Annotated in this window: 18 protein-coding genes; 5 read left to right on the forward strand and 13 right to left on the reverse strand. The window is 66.4% G+C overall.

Translation table 11 applies throughout. The annotated features are described in order from the left end of the window. Window positions 1–103 precede the first annotated feature (103 nt). Genes G6N15_RS00255 through recO form a run of 3 tightly spaced genes read right to left on the reverse strand, consistent with a single transcriptional unit; the run spans window position 104 to window position 2212 of the window. Complete coding sequence (locus G6N15_RS00255; RefSeq protein WP_163747876.1) at window positions 104–520, reverse strand: hypothetical protein; 417 nt, start codon at window positions 518–520, stop codon at window positions 104–106. Beyond that, window positions 520–1422 (reverse strand): decaprenyl diphosphate synthase, encoded by a 903-nt coding sequence (locus G6N15_RS00260; protein ID WP_083084633.1) that lies wholly within the window; start codon window positions 1420–1422, stop codon window positions 520–522. The genes G6N15_RS00255 and G6N15_RS00260 overlap by 1 nt, the downstream gene beginning before the upstream one ends. Next, window positions 1382–2212 carry a DNA repair protein RecO gene (gene recO / locus G6N15_RS00265; protein WP_083084636.1) on the reverse strand — a complete coding sequence of 277 codons (831 nt, stop codon included), beginning with the start codon at window positions 2210–2212 and terminating at the stop codon, window positions 1382–1384. Before recO ends, G6N15_RS00260 begins: the two co-directional genes overlap by 41 nt. A 73-nt stretch (window positions 2213–2285) precedes the next feature. On the opposite strand from recO, the gene G6N15_RS00270 reads away from it, so the two are divergent. Further along, window positions 2286–3737, forward strand: a complete 1452-nt coding sequence (locus G6N15_RS00270; protein WP_083084533.1) for an amidase — start codon at window positions 2286–2288, stop codon at window positions 3735–3737. A 19-nt stretch (window positions 3738–3756) separates the two neighbouring features. On the opposite strand, the gene era is transcribed toward G6N15_RS00270, so the two are convergent. The 9 genes from era to hrcA all read right to left on the reverse strand — a co-directional run bounded on the left by era (window position 3757) and on the right by hrcA (window position 11750). Beyond that, complete coding sequence (era, locus tag G6N15_RS00275; RefSeq protein WP_083084631.1) at window positions 3757–4668, reverse strand: GTPase Era; 912 nt, start codon at window positions 4666–4668, stop codon at window positions 3757–3759. A gap of 14 nt (window positions 4669–4682) precedes the next feature. Next, on the reverse strand, window positions 4683–5009 hold the full coding sequence (locus G6N15_RS00280) for a cytidine deaminase (RefSeq protein ID WP_083084531.1): 327 nt from the start codon (window positions 5007–5009) through the stop codon (window positions 4683–4685). 39 nt (window positions 5010–5048) lie between these two features. Continuing rightward, complete coding sequence (locus G6N15_RS00285) at window positions 5049–6356, reverse strand: hemolysin family protein (protein WP_083084529.1); 1308 nt, start codon at window positions 6354–6356, stop codon at window positions 5049–5051. Continuing rightward, window positions 6353–6889 (reverse strand): rRNA maturation RNase YbeY, encoded by a 537-nt coding sequence (gene ybeY / locus G6N15_RS00290; RefSeq protein WP_083084527.1) that lies wholly within the window; start codon window positions 6887–6889, stop codon window positions 6353–6355. The genes G6N15_RS00285 and ybeY overlap by 4 nt, the downstream gene beginning before the upstream one ends. An 11-nt stretch (window positions 6890–6900) precedes the next feature. Then, entirely contained in the window at window positions 6901–7941 is a 1041-nt protein-coding gene (locus G6N15_RS00295; RefSeq protein WP_083084525.1) for a PhoH family protein, read from the reverse strand. 103 nt (window positions 7942–8044) lie between these two features. Next, the gene (locus G6N15_RS00300) at window positions 8045–8569 is read right to left on the reverse strand and encodes a nuclear transport factor 2 family protein (RefSeq protein WP_083084523.1); all 525 of its coding nucleotides are present in this window, start codon (window positions 8567–8569) and stop codon (window positions 8045–8047) included. A 105-nt stretch (window positions 8570–8674) separates the two neighbouring features. Then, the gene (locus tag G6N15_RS00305) at window positions 8675–9466 is read right to left on the reverse strand and encodes a 16S rRNA (uracil(1498)-N(3))-methyltransferase (protein WP_083084521.1); all 792 of its coding nucleotides are present in this window, start codon (window positions 9464–9466) and stop codon (window positions 8675–8677) included. A gap of 16 nt (window positions 9467–9482) precedes the next feature. After that, window positions 9483–10646, reverse strand: coding sequence for a molecular chaperone DnaJ (gene dnaJ, locus G6N15_RS00310; RefSeq protein ID WP_083084519.1), 1164 nt, complete (start codon window positions 10644–10646; stop codon window positions 9483–9485). Window positions 10647–10718: 72 nt separating this feature from the next. Next, on the reverse strand, window positions 10719–11750 hold the full coding sequence (hrcA, locus tag G6N15_RS00315; protein WP_083084516.1) for a heat-inducible transcriptional repressor HrcA: 1032 nt from the start codon (window positions 11748–11750) through the stop codon (window positions 10719–10721). 158 nt (window positions 11751–11908) lie between these two features. On the opposite strand from hrcA, the gene G6N15_RS00320 reads away from it, so the two are divergent. From G6N15_RS00320 to G6N15_RS00330, 3 genes are all read left to right on the forward strand, one after another. After that, on the forward strand, window positions 11909–12223 hold the full coding sequence (locus tag G6N15_RS00320; protein WP_083084514.1) for a type II toxin-antitoxin system VapB family antitoxin: 315 nt from the start codon (window positions 11909–11911) through the stop codon (window positions 12221–12223). Window positions 12224–12288: 65 nt separating this feature from the next. After that, window positions 12289–12885 carry a carboxymuconolactone decarboxylase family protein gene (locus G6N15_RS00325; RefSeq protein ID WP_083084511.1) on the forward strand — a complete coding sequence of 199 codons (597 nt, stop codon included), beginning with the start codon at window positions 12289–12291 and terminating at the stop codon, window positions 12883–12885. Further along, the gene (locus G6N15_RS00330; RefSeq protein ID WP_083084628.1) at window positions 12882–13757 is read left to right on the forward strand and encodes a sigma-70 family RNA polymerase sigma factor; all 876 of its coding nucleotides are present in this window, start codon (window positions 12882–12884) and stop codon (window positions 13755–13757) included. The genes G6N15_RS00325 and G6N15_RS00330 overlap by 4 nt, the downstream gene beginning before the upstream one ends. On the opposite strand, the gene G6N15_RS00335 is transcribed toward G6N15_RS00330, so the two are convergent. Then, the gene (locus G6N15_RS00335; RefSeq protein WP_083084509.1) at window positions 13754–14278 is read right to left on the reverse strand and encodes a hypothetical protein; all 525 of its coding nucleotides are present in this window, start codon (window positions 14276–14278) and stop codon (window positions 13754–13756) included. The two genes, G6N15_RS00330 and G6N15_RS00335, sit on opposite strands and share 4 nt — an antisense overlap. A gap of 216 nt (window positions 14279–14494) precedes the next feature. On the opposite strand from G6N15_RS00335, the gene G6N15_RS00340 reads away from it, so the two are divergent. Continuing rightward, window positions 14495–14989: a hypothetical protein gene (locus G6N15_RS00340; protein ID WP_083084506.1), complete on the forward strand. Its 495-nt coding sequence runs from the start codon at window positions 14495–14497 to the stop codon at window positions 14987–14989. Window positions 14990–15018: the final 29 nt, after the last annotated feature.

The following is a 15018-nucleotide window of genomic DNA, read 5'->3' on the forward strand; positions in this document are numbered from 1 at the left end:
GGCCAGGACACCCCAGTGGTGCCCACCTCATAGCGATTTCTAGCCTGGCTAATCGCTCACGAGGCGGGCACAAAGACCGTCCCCTCCCTCGACGCGTCGAGCTCTACGCCGTCAGCGCGCGCCGTATCTCCGCGCCGGTGTCGAGCACCATCAGGATCAGCGTGCGCAGGGCGTCGTCGGTCAGCCCGGCGCCGGGGAAGTTGTACCGCAGCATCACGTCGGCGGTTTTAGCCGAGTTGCGCTTCGCGGTCGCCTCGCCGACCTTTTCCACCACGGCCACTGCGCCCAACTGGACGCCGTTCGCCTGCTCGGCCACCCGGTCGCGAATCTTCTTGTTCAACGGAAGATCCCAGGCCAACACCTGGGTGAGCGACACCAGATCGAGGTCCTCGACGACGGTCACCACCCGCAGCGACGCCAACGTGCCGAGATGACGGATGGTCAGTGCGCCGTCGGGTTCTTTTTCGACCGGCAGCACCTCGGCCAGCACCGCCGTCAGCCGCTCCTGCAGTGAGGGCATCAGGCGCTCCCGAATCGTCGATGCCGCGACGCGTATTCCTCGCACGCCGCCCACAGGTCGCGGCGGTCATAGTCGGGCCACAGCTTGTCTTGGAAAATGTATTCGGCGTATGCCGCCTGCCACAACATGAAATTGCTCGACCGCTGCTCACCCGAGGTGCGCAGCAGTAAGTCCACATCCGGAATGTCGGGCCGGTGCAGGTGACGGGCGATCGTCACCTCGGTGATCCGCTCGGGATTGAGTTTTCCGGCAGCCGCCTCCCGTGCGATTGCCCTTGCTGCTTCGGTGATTTCGGCCCGGCCGCCGTAGTTCACGCAGTAGTTCACGGTGATGACGTCGTTGCCGGCGGTCATCTGCTCGGCGATCTCGAGCTCTTTGATCACGCTGCGCCACAACCGTGGCCGTGAACCGACCCATCGTATCCGCACACCGAGCGCCTTCAGGCTTTCCCGGCGGCGGCGCACCACATCGCGGTTGAAGCCCATCAAGAAGCGGACCTCCTCGGCTGACCGCTTCCAGTTCTCGGTGGAAAAAGCGAACAGGCTCAGCCATTTGATGCCGAGTTCGATTGCGCCACAGGCAATATCAATGACCACCGCCTCGCCCATCTTGTGGCCCTCGACGCGGGGCAGTCCGCGCTGCGTGGCCCAGCGGCCGTTGCCGTCCATCACGATGGCGACGTGAGTTGGTAGCTGCGCGGCGGGAATTCGGGGCGGGACCGCTTTCGACGGATGTTGCGGTGGCCGACGCGGGCCGCCACCGGGTGACGGCGGCAGCTCCGGGAAAACGACCGGCCACGTCGACTTGTCCGGGAAGGTCGGGTAGTCGGCCGGCGCGGGAGGCAGCTGCGGAAAGCCGCGCTCAGCCTTCCGCACTGAGCCGCCGCCCAGGTTCCTCACCATGGGCCACATCCTGCCTGACCAGCGAGATGCGATGGGCGGCGACCGCACGGTCGACCCGGTCCATTCGCTCCACCAGCGGCAACGTTCGCAGTTGACGTTCGAGATGCCATTGCAGGTGGGCGGCCACCAACCCGCTGACGTGGTTGCGGTGCGATTGCGGCGCGCCCAGCGCCGCCTCCCAGTCACCGTCGCGCAGCGCCGACATCAACTCCAGCACCCCGAGCGGCGGCGTGGTGGAACCGGCTGGGCGGCAGTGCGGGCAGACGCTGCCGCCGGCGGCGATGTGAAACGCCCGATGCGGACCGGGCGTGGCGCAGCGGGCGCACTCGGTCAACGCCGGCGCCCATCCGGCGATCCCCATGGCACGCAGCAGGTAGGCGTCCAGCAGTAGCTCGCGTGGCCGCTGCCCGTCGGCCACCGCCCGCAGCGCCCCGACTGTGAGCCGGTGCAGCGCCGTGGCCGGCGCCCGCTCCTCACCGGCGAGACGTTCGGCGGTTTCGAGCATCGCGCATGCGCAGGTGTAGCGGCCGTAGTCGCTGACGATGTCGGTGGCGAACGCGTCGATCGCGACCACCTGGGTGATGATGTCCAGGTTGCGGCCCGGGTACAGCTGCACGTCGATATGGGAGAACGGCTCCAGGCGCGCGCCGAACTTGCTGCGGGTGCGGCGCACACCCTTGGCCACCGCGCGCACCAGCCCATGGTCGCGGGTCAGCAGGGTGATGATCCGGTCGGCTTCGCCGAGCTTGTGCTGGCGCAGCACCACCGCCCGGTCCCGATATAGCCGCATCATCCCAGTTTGGCATCGTGCTGAGACATCGCTGGAACATGGCCGGAATGACGCGCCGATACTCTGGTCGGCGATGGCACACGCGTCTTTCCTTCGCTTCCCCACCCTGTCCGATCAGCTCTACCAGCTGGCCAGCCATGAGGTGACGTCGGACGAGCTGGTACGCCGCTCACTGCACGCCATCGACCTCAGCCAGTCCACGCTCAACGCGTTCCGGGTGGTGCTCACCGAGTCGGCGCTGGCCGATGCCGCCGAGGCCGACCGGCGCCGCGCCGCCGGCGATCAGGCGCCGCTGCTGGGCGTCCCGATCGCGGTCAAGGATGACGTCGATATCGCCGGAGTGCCAACGGCTTTCGGCGCGTCTGGGTACGTTGCGCCGGCCGCCGCCGATTCGGAGGTGGTGCGCAGGCTCAAGGCGGCGGGCGCGGTGATCGTCGGCAAAACGAACACCTGTGAGCTCGGCCAATGGCCGTTCACCAGCGGACCCGCATTCGGGCACACCCGCAACCCGTGGTCACGTAAGCACACACCCGGCGGATCGTCGGGCGGCAGCGCGGCCGCGGTCGCGGCCGGCCTGGTCGCCGCCGCGATCGGCTCGGACGGGGCTGGCAGCATCCGCATCCCCGCGGCGTGGACGCACCTGGTGGGTATCAAGCCGCAGCGCGGCCGGATATCGACCTGGCCGCTGCCGGAGGCGTTCAACGGCATCACGGTCAACGGCGTGCTGGCGCGCACCGTAGAGGACGCGGCGCTGGTGCTCGACGCCGTCTCCGGCAACGTCGAGGGCGACCTGCACAAACCACCTCCAGTCAAGGTGTCCCAATACATCGGCGTCGCGCCAGGCCCGCTGAAGATCGCGGTGTCAACCCGCTTCCCATTCACCGCGTTTCGGGCCACGCTGCACCCGGAGATCCGCGCAGCGCTGGACGCGGTGGCCGAGCAACTCAAACTGCTGGGTCACACCGTGGTGGCCGGCAACCCGGATTACGGCCTGCGGTTGTCGCGGAATTTCCTGGCGCGCTCCACCGCCGGGCTGCTCGACTGGGCTGAGCGGCTCGGCGACGGCGTCGAGTTCGACCGTCGCACGCTGTCCAACATGCAGATGGGCCGGCTGCTCTCCGGGTCGGTGCTGCGCCGTGCGCGCGCCCACGAAGCCGCCGACCAGCGTCGAGTCGGCTCGATCTTCGACATCGTCGACGTGGTGCTGGCGCCGACCACCGCGCAGCCACCGCCGCCGGTGCACGCGTTCGATACGCTGGGCGGCTTGGCCACCGACCGCGTCATGATCAAGGCATGCCCGGTGACGTGGCCGTGGAACGTACTGGGCTGGCCGTCGATCAACGTCCCAGCCGGCTTCACCTCCGACGGCCTGCCGATCGGTGTACAGCTGATGGGGCCGGCCAACAGCGAGCCGTTGCTGGTGTCGCTTGCCGCCGAACTCGAGGCAGTCATCGGCTGGCCCGCCAAGCAGCCGCAGGCATGGTGGAACACCGGCACCGATACACCGCCGATAGCGCTGCGCTAAGCCCACCGGCAACCACGGCTCAAAAGCCAAGGCGGCCAAGCTGTTTGGGGTCGCGCTGCCAGTTTTTGGCGACCTTGACACGCAGGTCGAGATAAACCTTGGTGCCCAGCAGCTTCTCGATCTGGCCGCGCGCGGCGGTGCCGACTTCCCGAAGCCGGGCCCCGCCTTTGCCGATGACGATGCCCTTCTGGCTTTCGCGTTCGACATACAGCAGGGCGTGCACGTCGATCAGGTCGTCGCGGCCTTCGCGCGGGGTGACTTCGTCGATCGCCACCGCCAACGAATGCGGCAACTCGTCGCCCAAGCCCTCCAAGGCGGCTTCCCGGATGAACTCGGCCATCAGAACCTCTTCCGGCTCGTCGGTCAGCTCCCCGTCGGGGTAGTACGCCGGCCCCGGCGGCAGCGCAGCGGCCAGCACGTCAATCAGCACGTCGATCTGCTCGCCGGTAACCGCGGACACCGGGACGATCTCGGTTTGGCTGCCGTCGGGCGTACCGACGAACTCGCCGACCGCGGCCAGTTGCGCGGCCACCTTGTCTTTGGGGACTTTGTCGACCTTGGTGACGACGACGATGAGCGTGGTTCTGGGCGCAACGGAGCGGATCTGCTGAAGAATCCACCTGTCCCCCGGGCCGATTGCCTCGTCGGCGGGAATGCACAACCCGATGGCGTCGACTTCGGCATAGGTGTTGCGGACCAGGTCGTTGAGCCGCTTGCCCAGAAGTGTGCGGGGCCGGTGCAGTCCAGGGGTGTCGACCAGGACGATCTGGAAGTTTTCTCGATGTACGATGCCGCGAATGGTGTGCCGGGTGGTCTGCGGCCGCGTCGAGGTGATCGCTACCTTCGAGCCGACCAGCCTGTTCATCAGCGTCGACTTGCCGGTGTTCGGCCGGCCAACGAAACACACGAATCCCGAGCGGAATTCAGTCACCGGGCCCGGCGCGCTCACACCACGGCACCAGCACGGTCGGTGACGATCACCACCGCCGTCGGTGACAGTTCGCGCACCGCGGCGATGCCGGCGTCGTCAGCGGAGCCGCCCACCAGCACGGCGGCCTCCAAACCGGTCGCGCCACTGGAAACCGCCGCAGCGACCGCGGACTGCAGCGCAGTCAGCTGCAGCGCCGACAAGCCAACCGGCGCACCGGCGTAGGTGCGGCCGTCGAGGTCGCGGACTGCGGCACCGCTGCCCGCTTCGACGCGGGCCATTGCCGCGCGCGCCAGCGTCACCAACTTGGCGTCCTCGGTGTCGAGCTGCTCAGCCATCGCCATTGGCCTCCCTACCGTGCTGGCCGTCGGTGTCCGCAAGAATCATGCGCGCCGCTCCTCCTCATCGCTGCGCTCTGCATCGTCGCCGGCGCGGCTCAGCAAGACCGTACCGATCCGCAGCCGCCCGCGAGGGGCTGGGCCGCCCTCGGCGTGCATCCGTAACCCGTGGGACACCACCTCGGCGCCAGGCAGCGGGACCCGGCCCAGCTCCAGGGCCAGCAGACCGCCGACCGTGTCGACGTCGAGATCCTCCTCGAACTCGACACCGTACAGCTCCCCGAGGTCCTCGATCGGCAGCCGCGCCGAGACTCGAAACCGGTTGCCACCCAAGTCTTCTACGGGTGCGGTTTCGGCGTCGTCGTATTCGTCGGCGATTTCGCCGACGATTTCCTCGAGCACGTCCTCGATCGTCACCAGCCCGGCGATCGCCCCGTACTCGTCGACCAGCAGCGCCATGTGGTTGCGCGTCCGCTGCATCTCCCGCAGCAGCGCGTCCAGCGGCTTGGAGTCCGGCACGAACACTGCCGGGCGCATCACCGCAGCGACGGTGGTGTCGCGGCTGCCGTTAGCGGAGTAATAGGTCTGCCTGACAAGGTCTTTCAGATACACGACGCCGACAATGTCGTCGACGTTCTCACCGACCACGGGAATCCGCGAGTGGCCGCTGCGCACGGCCAGCGTGATCGCTTGGCGAGCCGATTTGTCGCTTTCAATCCAGATCATCTCCGTGCGCGGCACCATCACTTCGCGGGCCGGTGTGTCGCCGAGTTCGAAGACAGACTCGATCATCTTGCGCTCGTCGGCAGCGACGACGCCGCGCTGCTGGGCCAAGTCGACGACTTCACGCAACTCGATCTCCGAGGCAAACGGTCCGTTGCGAAACCCGCGGCCAGGAGTCAGCGCATTACCCAGTAGCACCAGCAGCCGGCTGATCGGCATCAGTAGCCACGAAATCACTTGCAGCGGAAAGGCCGATGCCAACGCGATCGAATACGCGTGCTGGCGGCCCAAGGTGCGTGGACCGACGCCGATGACGATGAAGCTGGTCGCCACCATGATCGCGGCGGCGGCGAACAGCCCCCAGTCCAGGCTGAGATTATGCACGAAAAAGACCACCAGCAGCGCGGTCGCGGTGATCTCGCAGACGATCCGCAGCAGCACAACAAGATTGATGTAGCTCGGCCGATCTCTCATCACCTTGGCCAGCCGCACCGCGCCGGTGCGCTCGTCGCGCACCAGTTCGTGGACGCGGGCCACCGACACGGTGCTGATCGCGGCGTCGATAGCGGCGAACGACCCACCCAGACCAATCAATACGATCGCGCCGAGCAGCGGAGCAAGCTCATTCACGGTTCGTCGAAATACCTGGACTTGTCCAGCAGCCGGCGGTCGCGCTCGAGTTGACGGTCCTGATGGTAGGCCTCAACCTGATCGGCCACCCATTCTTCGAGCAGGCGTTGCTGCAGGGTGAACATTTCTTTTTCTTCGTCGGGCTCGGCATGGTCGTAGCCCAGCAGATGCAGCACACCATGGATCGTCAGCAGCGCCAGCTCGTGACCCAGCGAATGACCGGCCCCAGCGGCCTGCTCGGCGGCGAATTCGGGGCACAGCACGATATCGCCGAGCATGCCGGGTCCAGGCTCGGGCGCGTCGGGGCGTCCTCCCGGCTCGAGCTCGTCCATGGGGAAGCTCATCACGTCGGTCGGGCCGGGCAGGTCCATCCACCGCATGTGCAGGTCGGCCATCGAGGCGGTGTCCAGCAGCACCATCGACAGCTCGGCGGATGGGTTGACGTCCATCTTGTCGAGGACGAACCGGGCCACGCTGACCAGTTCGGCTTCCGAGACGTCGATGCCCGACTCGTTGGATACCTCGATGCTCATGGCTTCACCAGCTACTGGCGATGACGCACGCCCGACGCGCGCCGCGCGGCTCGGTTCATCAGGCCGGGTTCCTCGTATTTGGCGTAGGCGTCGACGATTTCGGACACCAGCCGATGGCGGACCACGTCGGCACTGGTGAGGTACGAGATGTGAATGTCGTCGATGCCCTCCAAGATTTCTACTGCAGCCCGCAGCCCCGAGGTGGCGCCTCCCGGCAGGTCGATCTGCGTAATGTCGCCGGTGACAACGACTTTCGAGCCGAAACCCAGCCGAGTGAGGAACATCTTCATCTGCTCGGGCGTGGTGTTCTGCGCCTCGTCGAGGATGATGAAGGCGTCGTTCAGGGTTCTTCCACGCATATAGGCGAGCGGCGCTACCTCAATCACCCCGGCGCTCATCAGCTTCGGGATCAGCTCGGGATCCATCATGTCGTAGAGCGCGTCGTACAGCGGCCGTAAGTACGGGTCGATCTTCTCGCTCAGGGTGCCCGGCAAGAAGCCAAGGCGCTCACCAGCTTCCACGGCGGGCCGCGTCAAGATGATGCGGGTGACCTCTTTGCTCTGTAGCGCGTTGACCGCCTTGGCCATCGCCAGATACGTTTTGCCGGTGCCGGCTGGGCCGATCCCGAACACGATGGTGTTCGCGTCGATTGCGTCGACATAGTGCTTCTGGTTGAGTGTCTTGGGCCGAATTGTCTTGCCGCGCCGGGACAAGATATCCAGGGTGAGCACCTCAGCCGGTGACTCGTTGCCGGTGCCGACCAGTATCCCCACACTGTGGCGCACCGCTTCCGGTGTCAGTGGCTGGCCGCTGGCCACGATCGTGACAAGTTCGGCGATCACCCGTTCGGCGAGCGCAACGTCGGCTGGCTCACCGGTGAGGGTGATGGCGTTGCCGCGCGCATGCAGATCCGCGGCCAATGTGCGTTCGAGTGCGCGCAGGTTCTCGTCAGCCGAACCCAGCAGGCCCACGACGAGGTCGGGCGGAACGTCGATGCTGCTGCGAACCTGAGACGAGGCCGGGTCAGCAGCGTTGGTCTCGCGGGGCGTCACGTGGTGCCTTATGCCTGCTTTCTGCGTTTTTGTGGTCGATGTATCGGTCTGCCAGTCTACCGCCGAGCACCGTCACACCCCAATGTTCAGCAGCTCGCCGCGATCAGCGCCGCAGCAGCGTATTGGCGGGCAGATCTTTGTCGAGCACCTTGTGCGCCTGGACAGCACCGGTAATGGGCAGCTGTGTCTCGTCGAGCAGACCAATCTGGACCAGCAGCGACGCCTGGTCCCAGTAGATCCGCTCGTAGGCGACTTTGCCCTTGTCGATGCCCATGACAACGACCACCGGCAGCAGCACCGTGCGCCCGGTCGGTGCCACGTTCGGCAGAAATGCCGGCACCGGGACGTCATGGGTGAACGACATGATCATCTCGTCGACGACGCGATCGGTGCCCACCGTGCGGCACACCGGGATGATCGTCGTGTCTGCGGGCCAATGGCCGATGAAGTACTTGTCGTAGAAGTCCGTCAGCTCGTCGATGCCGACGCCGCCCGCCATGGTGGGAACGTGATTGACGAAGGCGTCCGCAGTCATCGTCGCCATAGTCGCGGCCACATCCTTGGCCACGAACTCGTGAGCAACGTGCTCGTCGAAAATTGCGCTCAAATCGTATGTGTCATTGCTCATGGGCACTCCCTTAACCATCGGTTCGAGAGTGGCACGCCCGCCTCTCAGACGGAACAGAATTCGCCGAGATTGACGTCAGCGCCGAAAAACGGCAACTTGGCTGCGCTACCGTCGATTTCGCCGCGAGTCAGCTCGCCCATCCTCGCCGGGTTGGTCCCACCTCGGTGTCAGCACACCTAAGGCTCCCAACGCGACGGCGGCCGCGCTCGACGTTCGCAGCACGCTCGGACCCAGCCGCACCGCGGCCGCGCCCGCCTTCGTCAACGCGGCGATCTCGTCGTCGGCGATGCCGCCCTCGGGACCGACCACGAGCATCAACGAATTCGCCTGTGCCAGCGAAACATCGGTCAGCGCAGAGGCGGCGGACTCGTGCAGCGCCAGCACTGTCGCACCTGCGGCCACCTCGTCGCGAATTCGCTGGATGAGCGCCGCGGTGGAGGCCACCCCTTCGACCGGCGGGATATACGCCCGGCGGGATTGGCGGGCAGCCGAGCGGGCGGCGGCGCGCCACCGGCGCAGACCTTTGTCGACACGCGCGCCGTCCCAGCGGGCCACACAGCGCGCCGCCTGCCATGCCAGGAACGCGTCAGCGCCCGCCTCGGTGGCCAGCTCGATCGCCAATTCCGAACGCTCCGATTTGGGCAGCGCCTGCACCACCGTCACCGGCGGCTTCGCGGGCGCTACGGTCCACCGGTTCAGGACCCGGGCTCGCAACCCGTCGCGGCTGGTCTCCTCCACCACGCAGCCGGCCTGGCTACCCGCACCGTCGCCGAGCACGAGGTGTTCACCGGGACGGATCCGGCGCACCGTAGCGGCATGAAATCCCTCGTCACCGGAGACGACGGCCACCGCGCCGGTGTCGGGCAGCGCGTCGACGTAGAACAAGGTCGCCACCACGTGCGGCGCCTACCGACTAGCGGCCGGTGAAGGTTTCACGCAGCCGGCTGAACAGGCCGCCGCCGGCGTTGCCGTGGGCGGACCGGACTTCGGGCACGTCGCGGCTGCGACGGCTTTTGAGCTCACGCAGCAGTTCGGCGTCGCGTTTGTCCAGATGCGTCGGCACGACCACCTCGACATGCACTTGCAGGTCGCCGCGAGTGCCGGAGCGAAGGTGCGGCATTCCGTGACCGCTCAGCGTGATCGTCGAACCCGGCTGGGTACCGGCCGGGATAGCGACCTCGGTGGGGCCGTCGAGAATGTCGTCGATCGTGACTGTGGTGCCCAGTGCCGCGTCGACCATCGGGACCCCGATCGTGCAGTGCAGGTGGTCGCCGTCGCGCAGGAAGATGTCGTGAGGTTGTTCGTGCACCTCGACGTACAGGTCGCCGGCCGGGCCACCGCCGGGACCCACTTCACCCTGGGCCGCCAGACGCACCCGCATCCCGTTGCCGACACCGGCGGGAATCTTGACGGTGATCTCGCGACGCGCCCGCACACGGCCGTCACCGCCGCACTGATAGCAGGGGTCGAGGATGACCTCACCGACTCCGCGGCAGGTCGGGCACGGCCGTGACGTCATCACCTGGCCCAGCAGCGACCGCTGGACTGACTGGACTTCCCCGCGACCGCCGCAGGTGTCGCAGCGCACAGGACCGGAGTTGCCGTTGGTGCCGCGGCCGTGGCAGCGGTCGCACAACACCGCGGTGTCGACGGTGACCTGCTTTGTGACGCCGGTTGCGCACTCTTCGAGGTCCATGCGCATCCGCAGCAGCGAGTCCGAGCCCGGCCGGACTCGTCCCACCGGACCACGAGATCCCGAACCCGCGCCGAAGCCGCTGCCGAAGCCACCACCGAAGAACGCTTCGAACACGTCACCGAGACCACCGAAGCCTGGGAAGCCGTTGGCCGACATCCCGGCGCTCTCCAGTGGGTCTCCGCCCATGTCGACGATGCGACGCTTCTCCGGGTCAGACAGCACCTCGTAGGCCATGCTGATTTCTTTGAATTTCGCCTGCGCTTCTTCGTCCGGGTTGACGTCGGGATGCAGTTCGCGCGCCAGCTTGCGATAGGCGCGTTTAATCTCCGTATCGCTGGCGTTTTTGCTCACGCCGAGCAGACCGTAATAATCGCGTGCCACGCCTAACCTTTCCCAAGCCGCTCTCGGGCCGCCTTTAGGCGGCTGTCCAGAAGTTCTGCAGCGGGTGCGCGGTCATCGAGCACCCAGCACTTCGCCGATGTACATAGCAACCGCAGCCACGCTAGCGATAGTTCCCGGATAGTCCATTCGGGTCGGACCCAGCACGCCCATTCCCCCGTAGATGGTGTCCTGGGTGCCATAGGCGGTCGACACCACCGACGCAGCCGCCATTTCTTCGGCCTCGTTCTCATGACCGATGCGCACGGTCACCTTGCCGGCTTCCTGCTGCGCGGCAAGCAGGCGCAGCACCACAACCTGTTCCTCGAGTGCTTCGAGGATCGAGCGCAACGACCCACCGAAGTCGGCGGTGTTGCGGGTCAGGTTAGCGGTGCCACCCATCACCAACCGTTCTTCGTTGTGCTCAACCAGCGATTCCACCAGTACGGTTGCTGCCCGGCCGACGGCGTCGCCCAGCCCGCCGGCACCGTCCAAGCCTTCGGCCAATTCCGCGACGGCGGCCGATGCCGCGGTGAGCTTTTTGCCTTCCAGGGCATGGCAGAGCATGTCGCGCAACTGCGAGAGCTGGTGCTCGTCGATGACATCGCCTAGTTCGACGATGCGCTGGTCGACCCGCCCGGTGTCGGTGATCACGACCATCAACAGCCGAGCCGGCGTCAGCGCGATCACTTCCAGGTGCCGCACGGTCGACGTCGACAGCGTCGGATACTGCACGACCGCTACCTGGCGGGTGAGCTGCGCCAGCAGCCGCACCGCGCGGCGCAGCACGTCGTCCAGGTCGACACCGGACTCCAAAAATTTCTGGATGGCGCGACGCTCGGCGGCGGACAGCGGCTTGACACCATCGAGCCGGTCGACGAATTCGCGGTATCCCTTTTCGGTCGGTACGCGTCCCGAGCTGGTGTGCGGCTGTGTGATGTAGCCTTCGGCCTCCAGCACAGCCATGTCGTTGCGGACGGTAGCGCTGGACACGCCTAGGTTGTGCCGCTCCAGCAAGGCCTTCGAGCCGATCGGTTCCTTGGTGGCGACGAAGTCGGCGACGATGGCGCGCAGCACCTCAAAGCGACGATCGTCGGCACTTCCCATCACGATTACCCTCCTGATCGGCTCTATTTTACGGGCAGCATCACTGCCTTCACGGTGATCAGGAGCGCGCACCCCATCCCTCAGCCGTTTTCAGTCTGCATTGTCGGCGCGCTAGCCTTGTAGACCATGCGCACGTCGAGCCGGGGCGACGCAGCGAAATGATCTTCAAAGGTGTGCGGGAAGGCAAGCCGTACCCCGACCATGGCCTGTCCTATCGGGACTGGTCACGAATACCGCCCCGGCAAATACGGCTTGACGAATTGGTCACTACCACAACGGTTCTGGCGTTGGACCGGCTGCTATCGGAAGACTCCACCTTCTACGGCGACTTGTTTCCGCACGCGGTCAAGTGGAAGGGCATCGTCTACCTCGAAGACGGTCTGCACCGGGCCGTGCGTGCGGCACTGCGCAATCGCACTGTGCTGCATGCGCGGCTACTGGATTTGGACATGCCGCTGGGCCAGCAGGCTTAGCAGCGGTCACGTTCGGGCGCCGTCAAGTGTCGAGGTAGGTAAGACCACCGTCAAGGAGGTAAGCCATGCCACGACTTAACGGAGTTTCCGACCGCGAGGCGGGACTCACCACGAAGATCGTCTTCTTCTTCACCAGGCGCCAGTTGGCCAAGATGGCGGGCCGCGAAACCGAGACCATGCTCGAACCGCTGCGCATGTATGCCCACATCCCGAAGTTGTTGAGCGGTTACGGCAAACTCGAGCAGGCAGTCGCGAAACTGGATCTGCTCGACCTGCGGCATCGAGCATTGGCCGAACTGAAGGCCGCGACAACAGTTCGCTGCGAATACTGCATTGACCTCGGTTCCCAGATCGCACGCCGGTGGGGGCTGAGCGACGAGGAATTGCTTGCGCTGCCGACATACCGCACCGCGGCATGCTTCTCCGACGTGGACAAGCTGGTGCTCGAGTACGCATCGGCGATGAGCCGCACACCGGTCGAGGTGAGCGACGAGATGTTCGATGCGCTGCGCCGGCATTTCAGCACCGCGGCGCTCGTCGAGCTCACCCACGTCATCGCGCTGGAGAATCTGCGGGCCCGGTTCAACCTGGCGCTCGGTATCGGGTCATCGGGATTCTCCGAGGGCATGGTGTGCGCGCTGCCCGACGCCGACGGCCGGTGACCGACACTCTCACGGCGCGGTTCGAGGCGGCGCGCCCGCACCTGAGCGCTCTTGCGTACCGAATGCTCGGGTCGCTGCAGGACGCCGAGGATGCGGTGCAGGAAGCGTGGCTGCGTCTGAACCGCGATCAAGCGGGCGTTGAGGACATCGCGAACCTCGACGCCTGGCTGACCACCGTGGTGGCGCGGATCTGCCTGAACGCCTTGCGTGCCCGGCGCGTTCGCCGCGGCGAAGAGCTGGTCCCGCAGGTACCCGACCCGATTGTGGACGCGGTCGGGGAATTCGACCCCGAACACCGGGCGATGCTGGCCGACGCGGTCGGGCTGGCGTTGTTCGTCGTGCTCGACACCCTGCCGCCGGCCGAGCGGCTGGCGTTCGTGCTGCACGACGTGTTCGCCCTGCCCTTCGAGCAGATAGCGCCGACCGTGGAGCGGTCGCCGGAGGCCACCCGCAAGCTCGCCAGCCGGGCACGCCGGCGGATCCAGGATGCGGCCCCCGTTCCCGACGCTGACCTGGCTGCTCAACGGGAGGTCGTCGACGCGTTCTTCGCGGCCGGGCACGCCGGCGACTTCGACCGCCTGATCTCCGTCCTGCACCCAGACGTGGCGTTGCACGGGGACTTCGGCCCAGGCGCGGTCCGCGCGGTGCGGGGCGCGTCGGCGGTGGCCGGGCTGGCGCGAGGTTATGCCGCACCGGAGCGCGAAGTGCGGCCTGCCACGGTCAACGGTGCAGCCGGCGCGGTGGTGTTCGTGGCCGGGCGGCCGGCCGCGGTAATGGGCTTTGTCGTGCGCGACGGACGAATCGCCGCGATCGACGTGCTCGCCGATCCGGCGCGCCTGGCCACGATCGAGCTCGGCGCTGTGGGCGGCTAGCCGGTTCCGGCAGTGGCCGTCTGGATCAAAGCGACTGCGGAGTCGTGCGCCATCATCCAGTTGCCGCCGTCGTTGACGAACGTGTAGTTCTGCGTGACCGGTGCCGCGAGCTTCGGCCCCGTGGTGGTCACGTCGGCGGTGACGTTCGGACCGGCTTGCTGGATGTTCGTCACGTTGAAGTTTTCAGGGAAATACCCGGCTCGGTACGCCTGGCGCAGTTTGTGGTCGGCGTCGTGGCCCTCGTTTGGCGGGATGCCGCCTTGAACCAGATTGTTCTTGGTCGTGTAGGACACACCGGGATCAGTGACCTGGTTGCAGAGGGTGGCCAACTGGTCCGGGGTCGGCAGGCCGGGTGCCGGCGGCGCCGGTGGCGGCGGCTGGTCCGGCAGCGGTGCGCTGAAGACAACGGGCTGCGGCTGGGCGGTGGCAGCGCCACTGGAGGCGAGGGAAGTCGCGCCCGCTGCTGCGGCTGCGATTGCGGCGACGGCTGCAACACCTGTGACGATGGGTTTTACGGTCATGGCGGTCCTTTCGATTCGGACGTACGCGTTGGTGTCATTGTGCAGTTCACGTGCTCGGTGCTGACCGTTTTGTCGTAACTCCCCTCTGTTGCGTTACATCGCCGCTGGTCGGCGGCCCGCGTGTAACACGACCGGCCAGCCATACGAAACACCAGTATCAGGATCAACAATCACAACTGCTACCACATCGACATCGTGGCGATCGAAAGGACAGCAATGACCGTGAAAACACTGGCCTCCGGTATGGCGGCGGTAGCCGCAATCGGCGCCGCAGCCGCAGGACTGAGCGGCCTTGTATCCACCGTGCCGTCTCCGGTGCAGCCTGTCGTCTTCGGCGCACCTCTGCCGCAGGATCAAACCGCTACCCTGCCCACCGCCGACCAGTTGTCCACCGTCCTGACCAGCTTGGCCAATCCCAACGTTCCGTTTGCGAACAAGGGCGGACTTGTCGAAGGCGGCATCAGCCCCACTGAAGCTCACATGGCCGACCACGCTCTGCAAAAGGCGGCCAAGCGCGGCCAGCTGCCGTTGTCGTTCAACGTCTCGAATATCCAGCCCGCCGGCGCCGGCTCGGCCACGGCCGACGTGGCTGTCTCGGGCCCCAAGCTCACCGCGCCGGTCACCCAGAACGTCACGTTCGTGAACCAGGGCGGCTGGGTGCTCTCGCGCAGCTCGGCGATGTCGCTGCTGCAGGCGGCGTCGGCGGTCTAGCCTGCGTCTACCGCCTCGCGCAGACTCTT

Origin of the sequence: Mycobacterium noviomagense (assembly GCF_010731635.1) — a bacterium.
GTDB classification, from domain to species: Bacteria; Actinomycetota; Actinomycetes; order Mycobacteriales; family Mycobacteriaceae; genus Mycobacterium; species Mycobacterium noviomagense.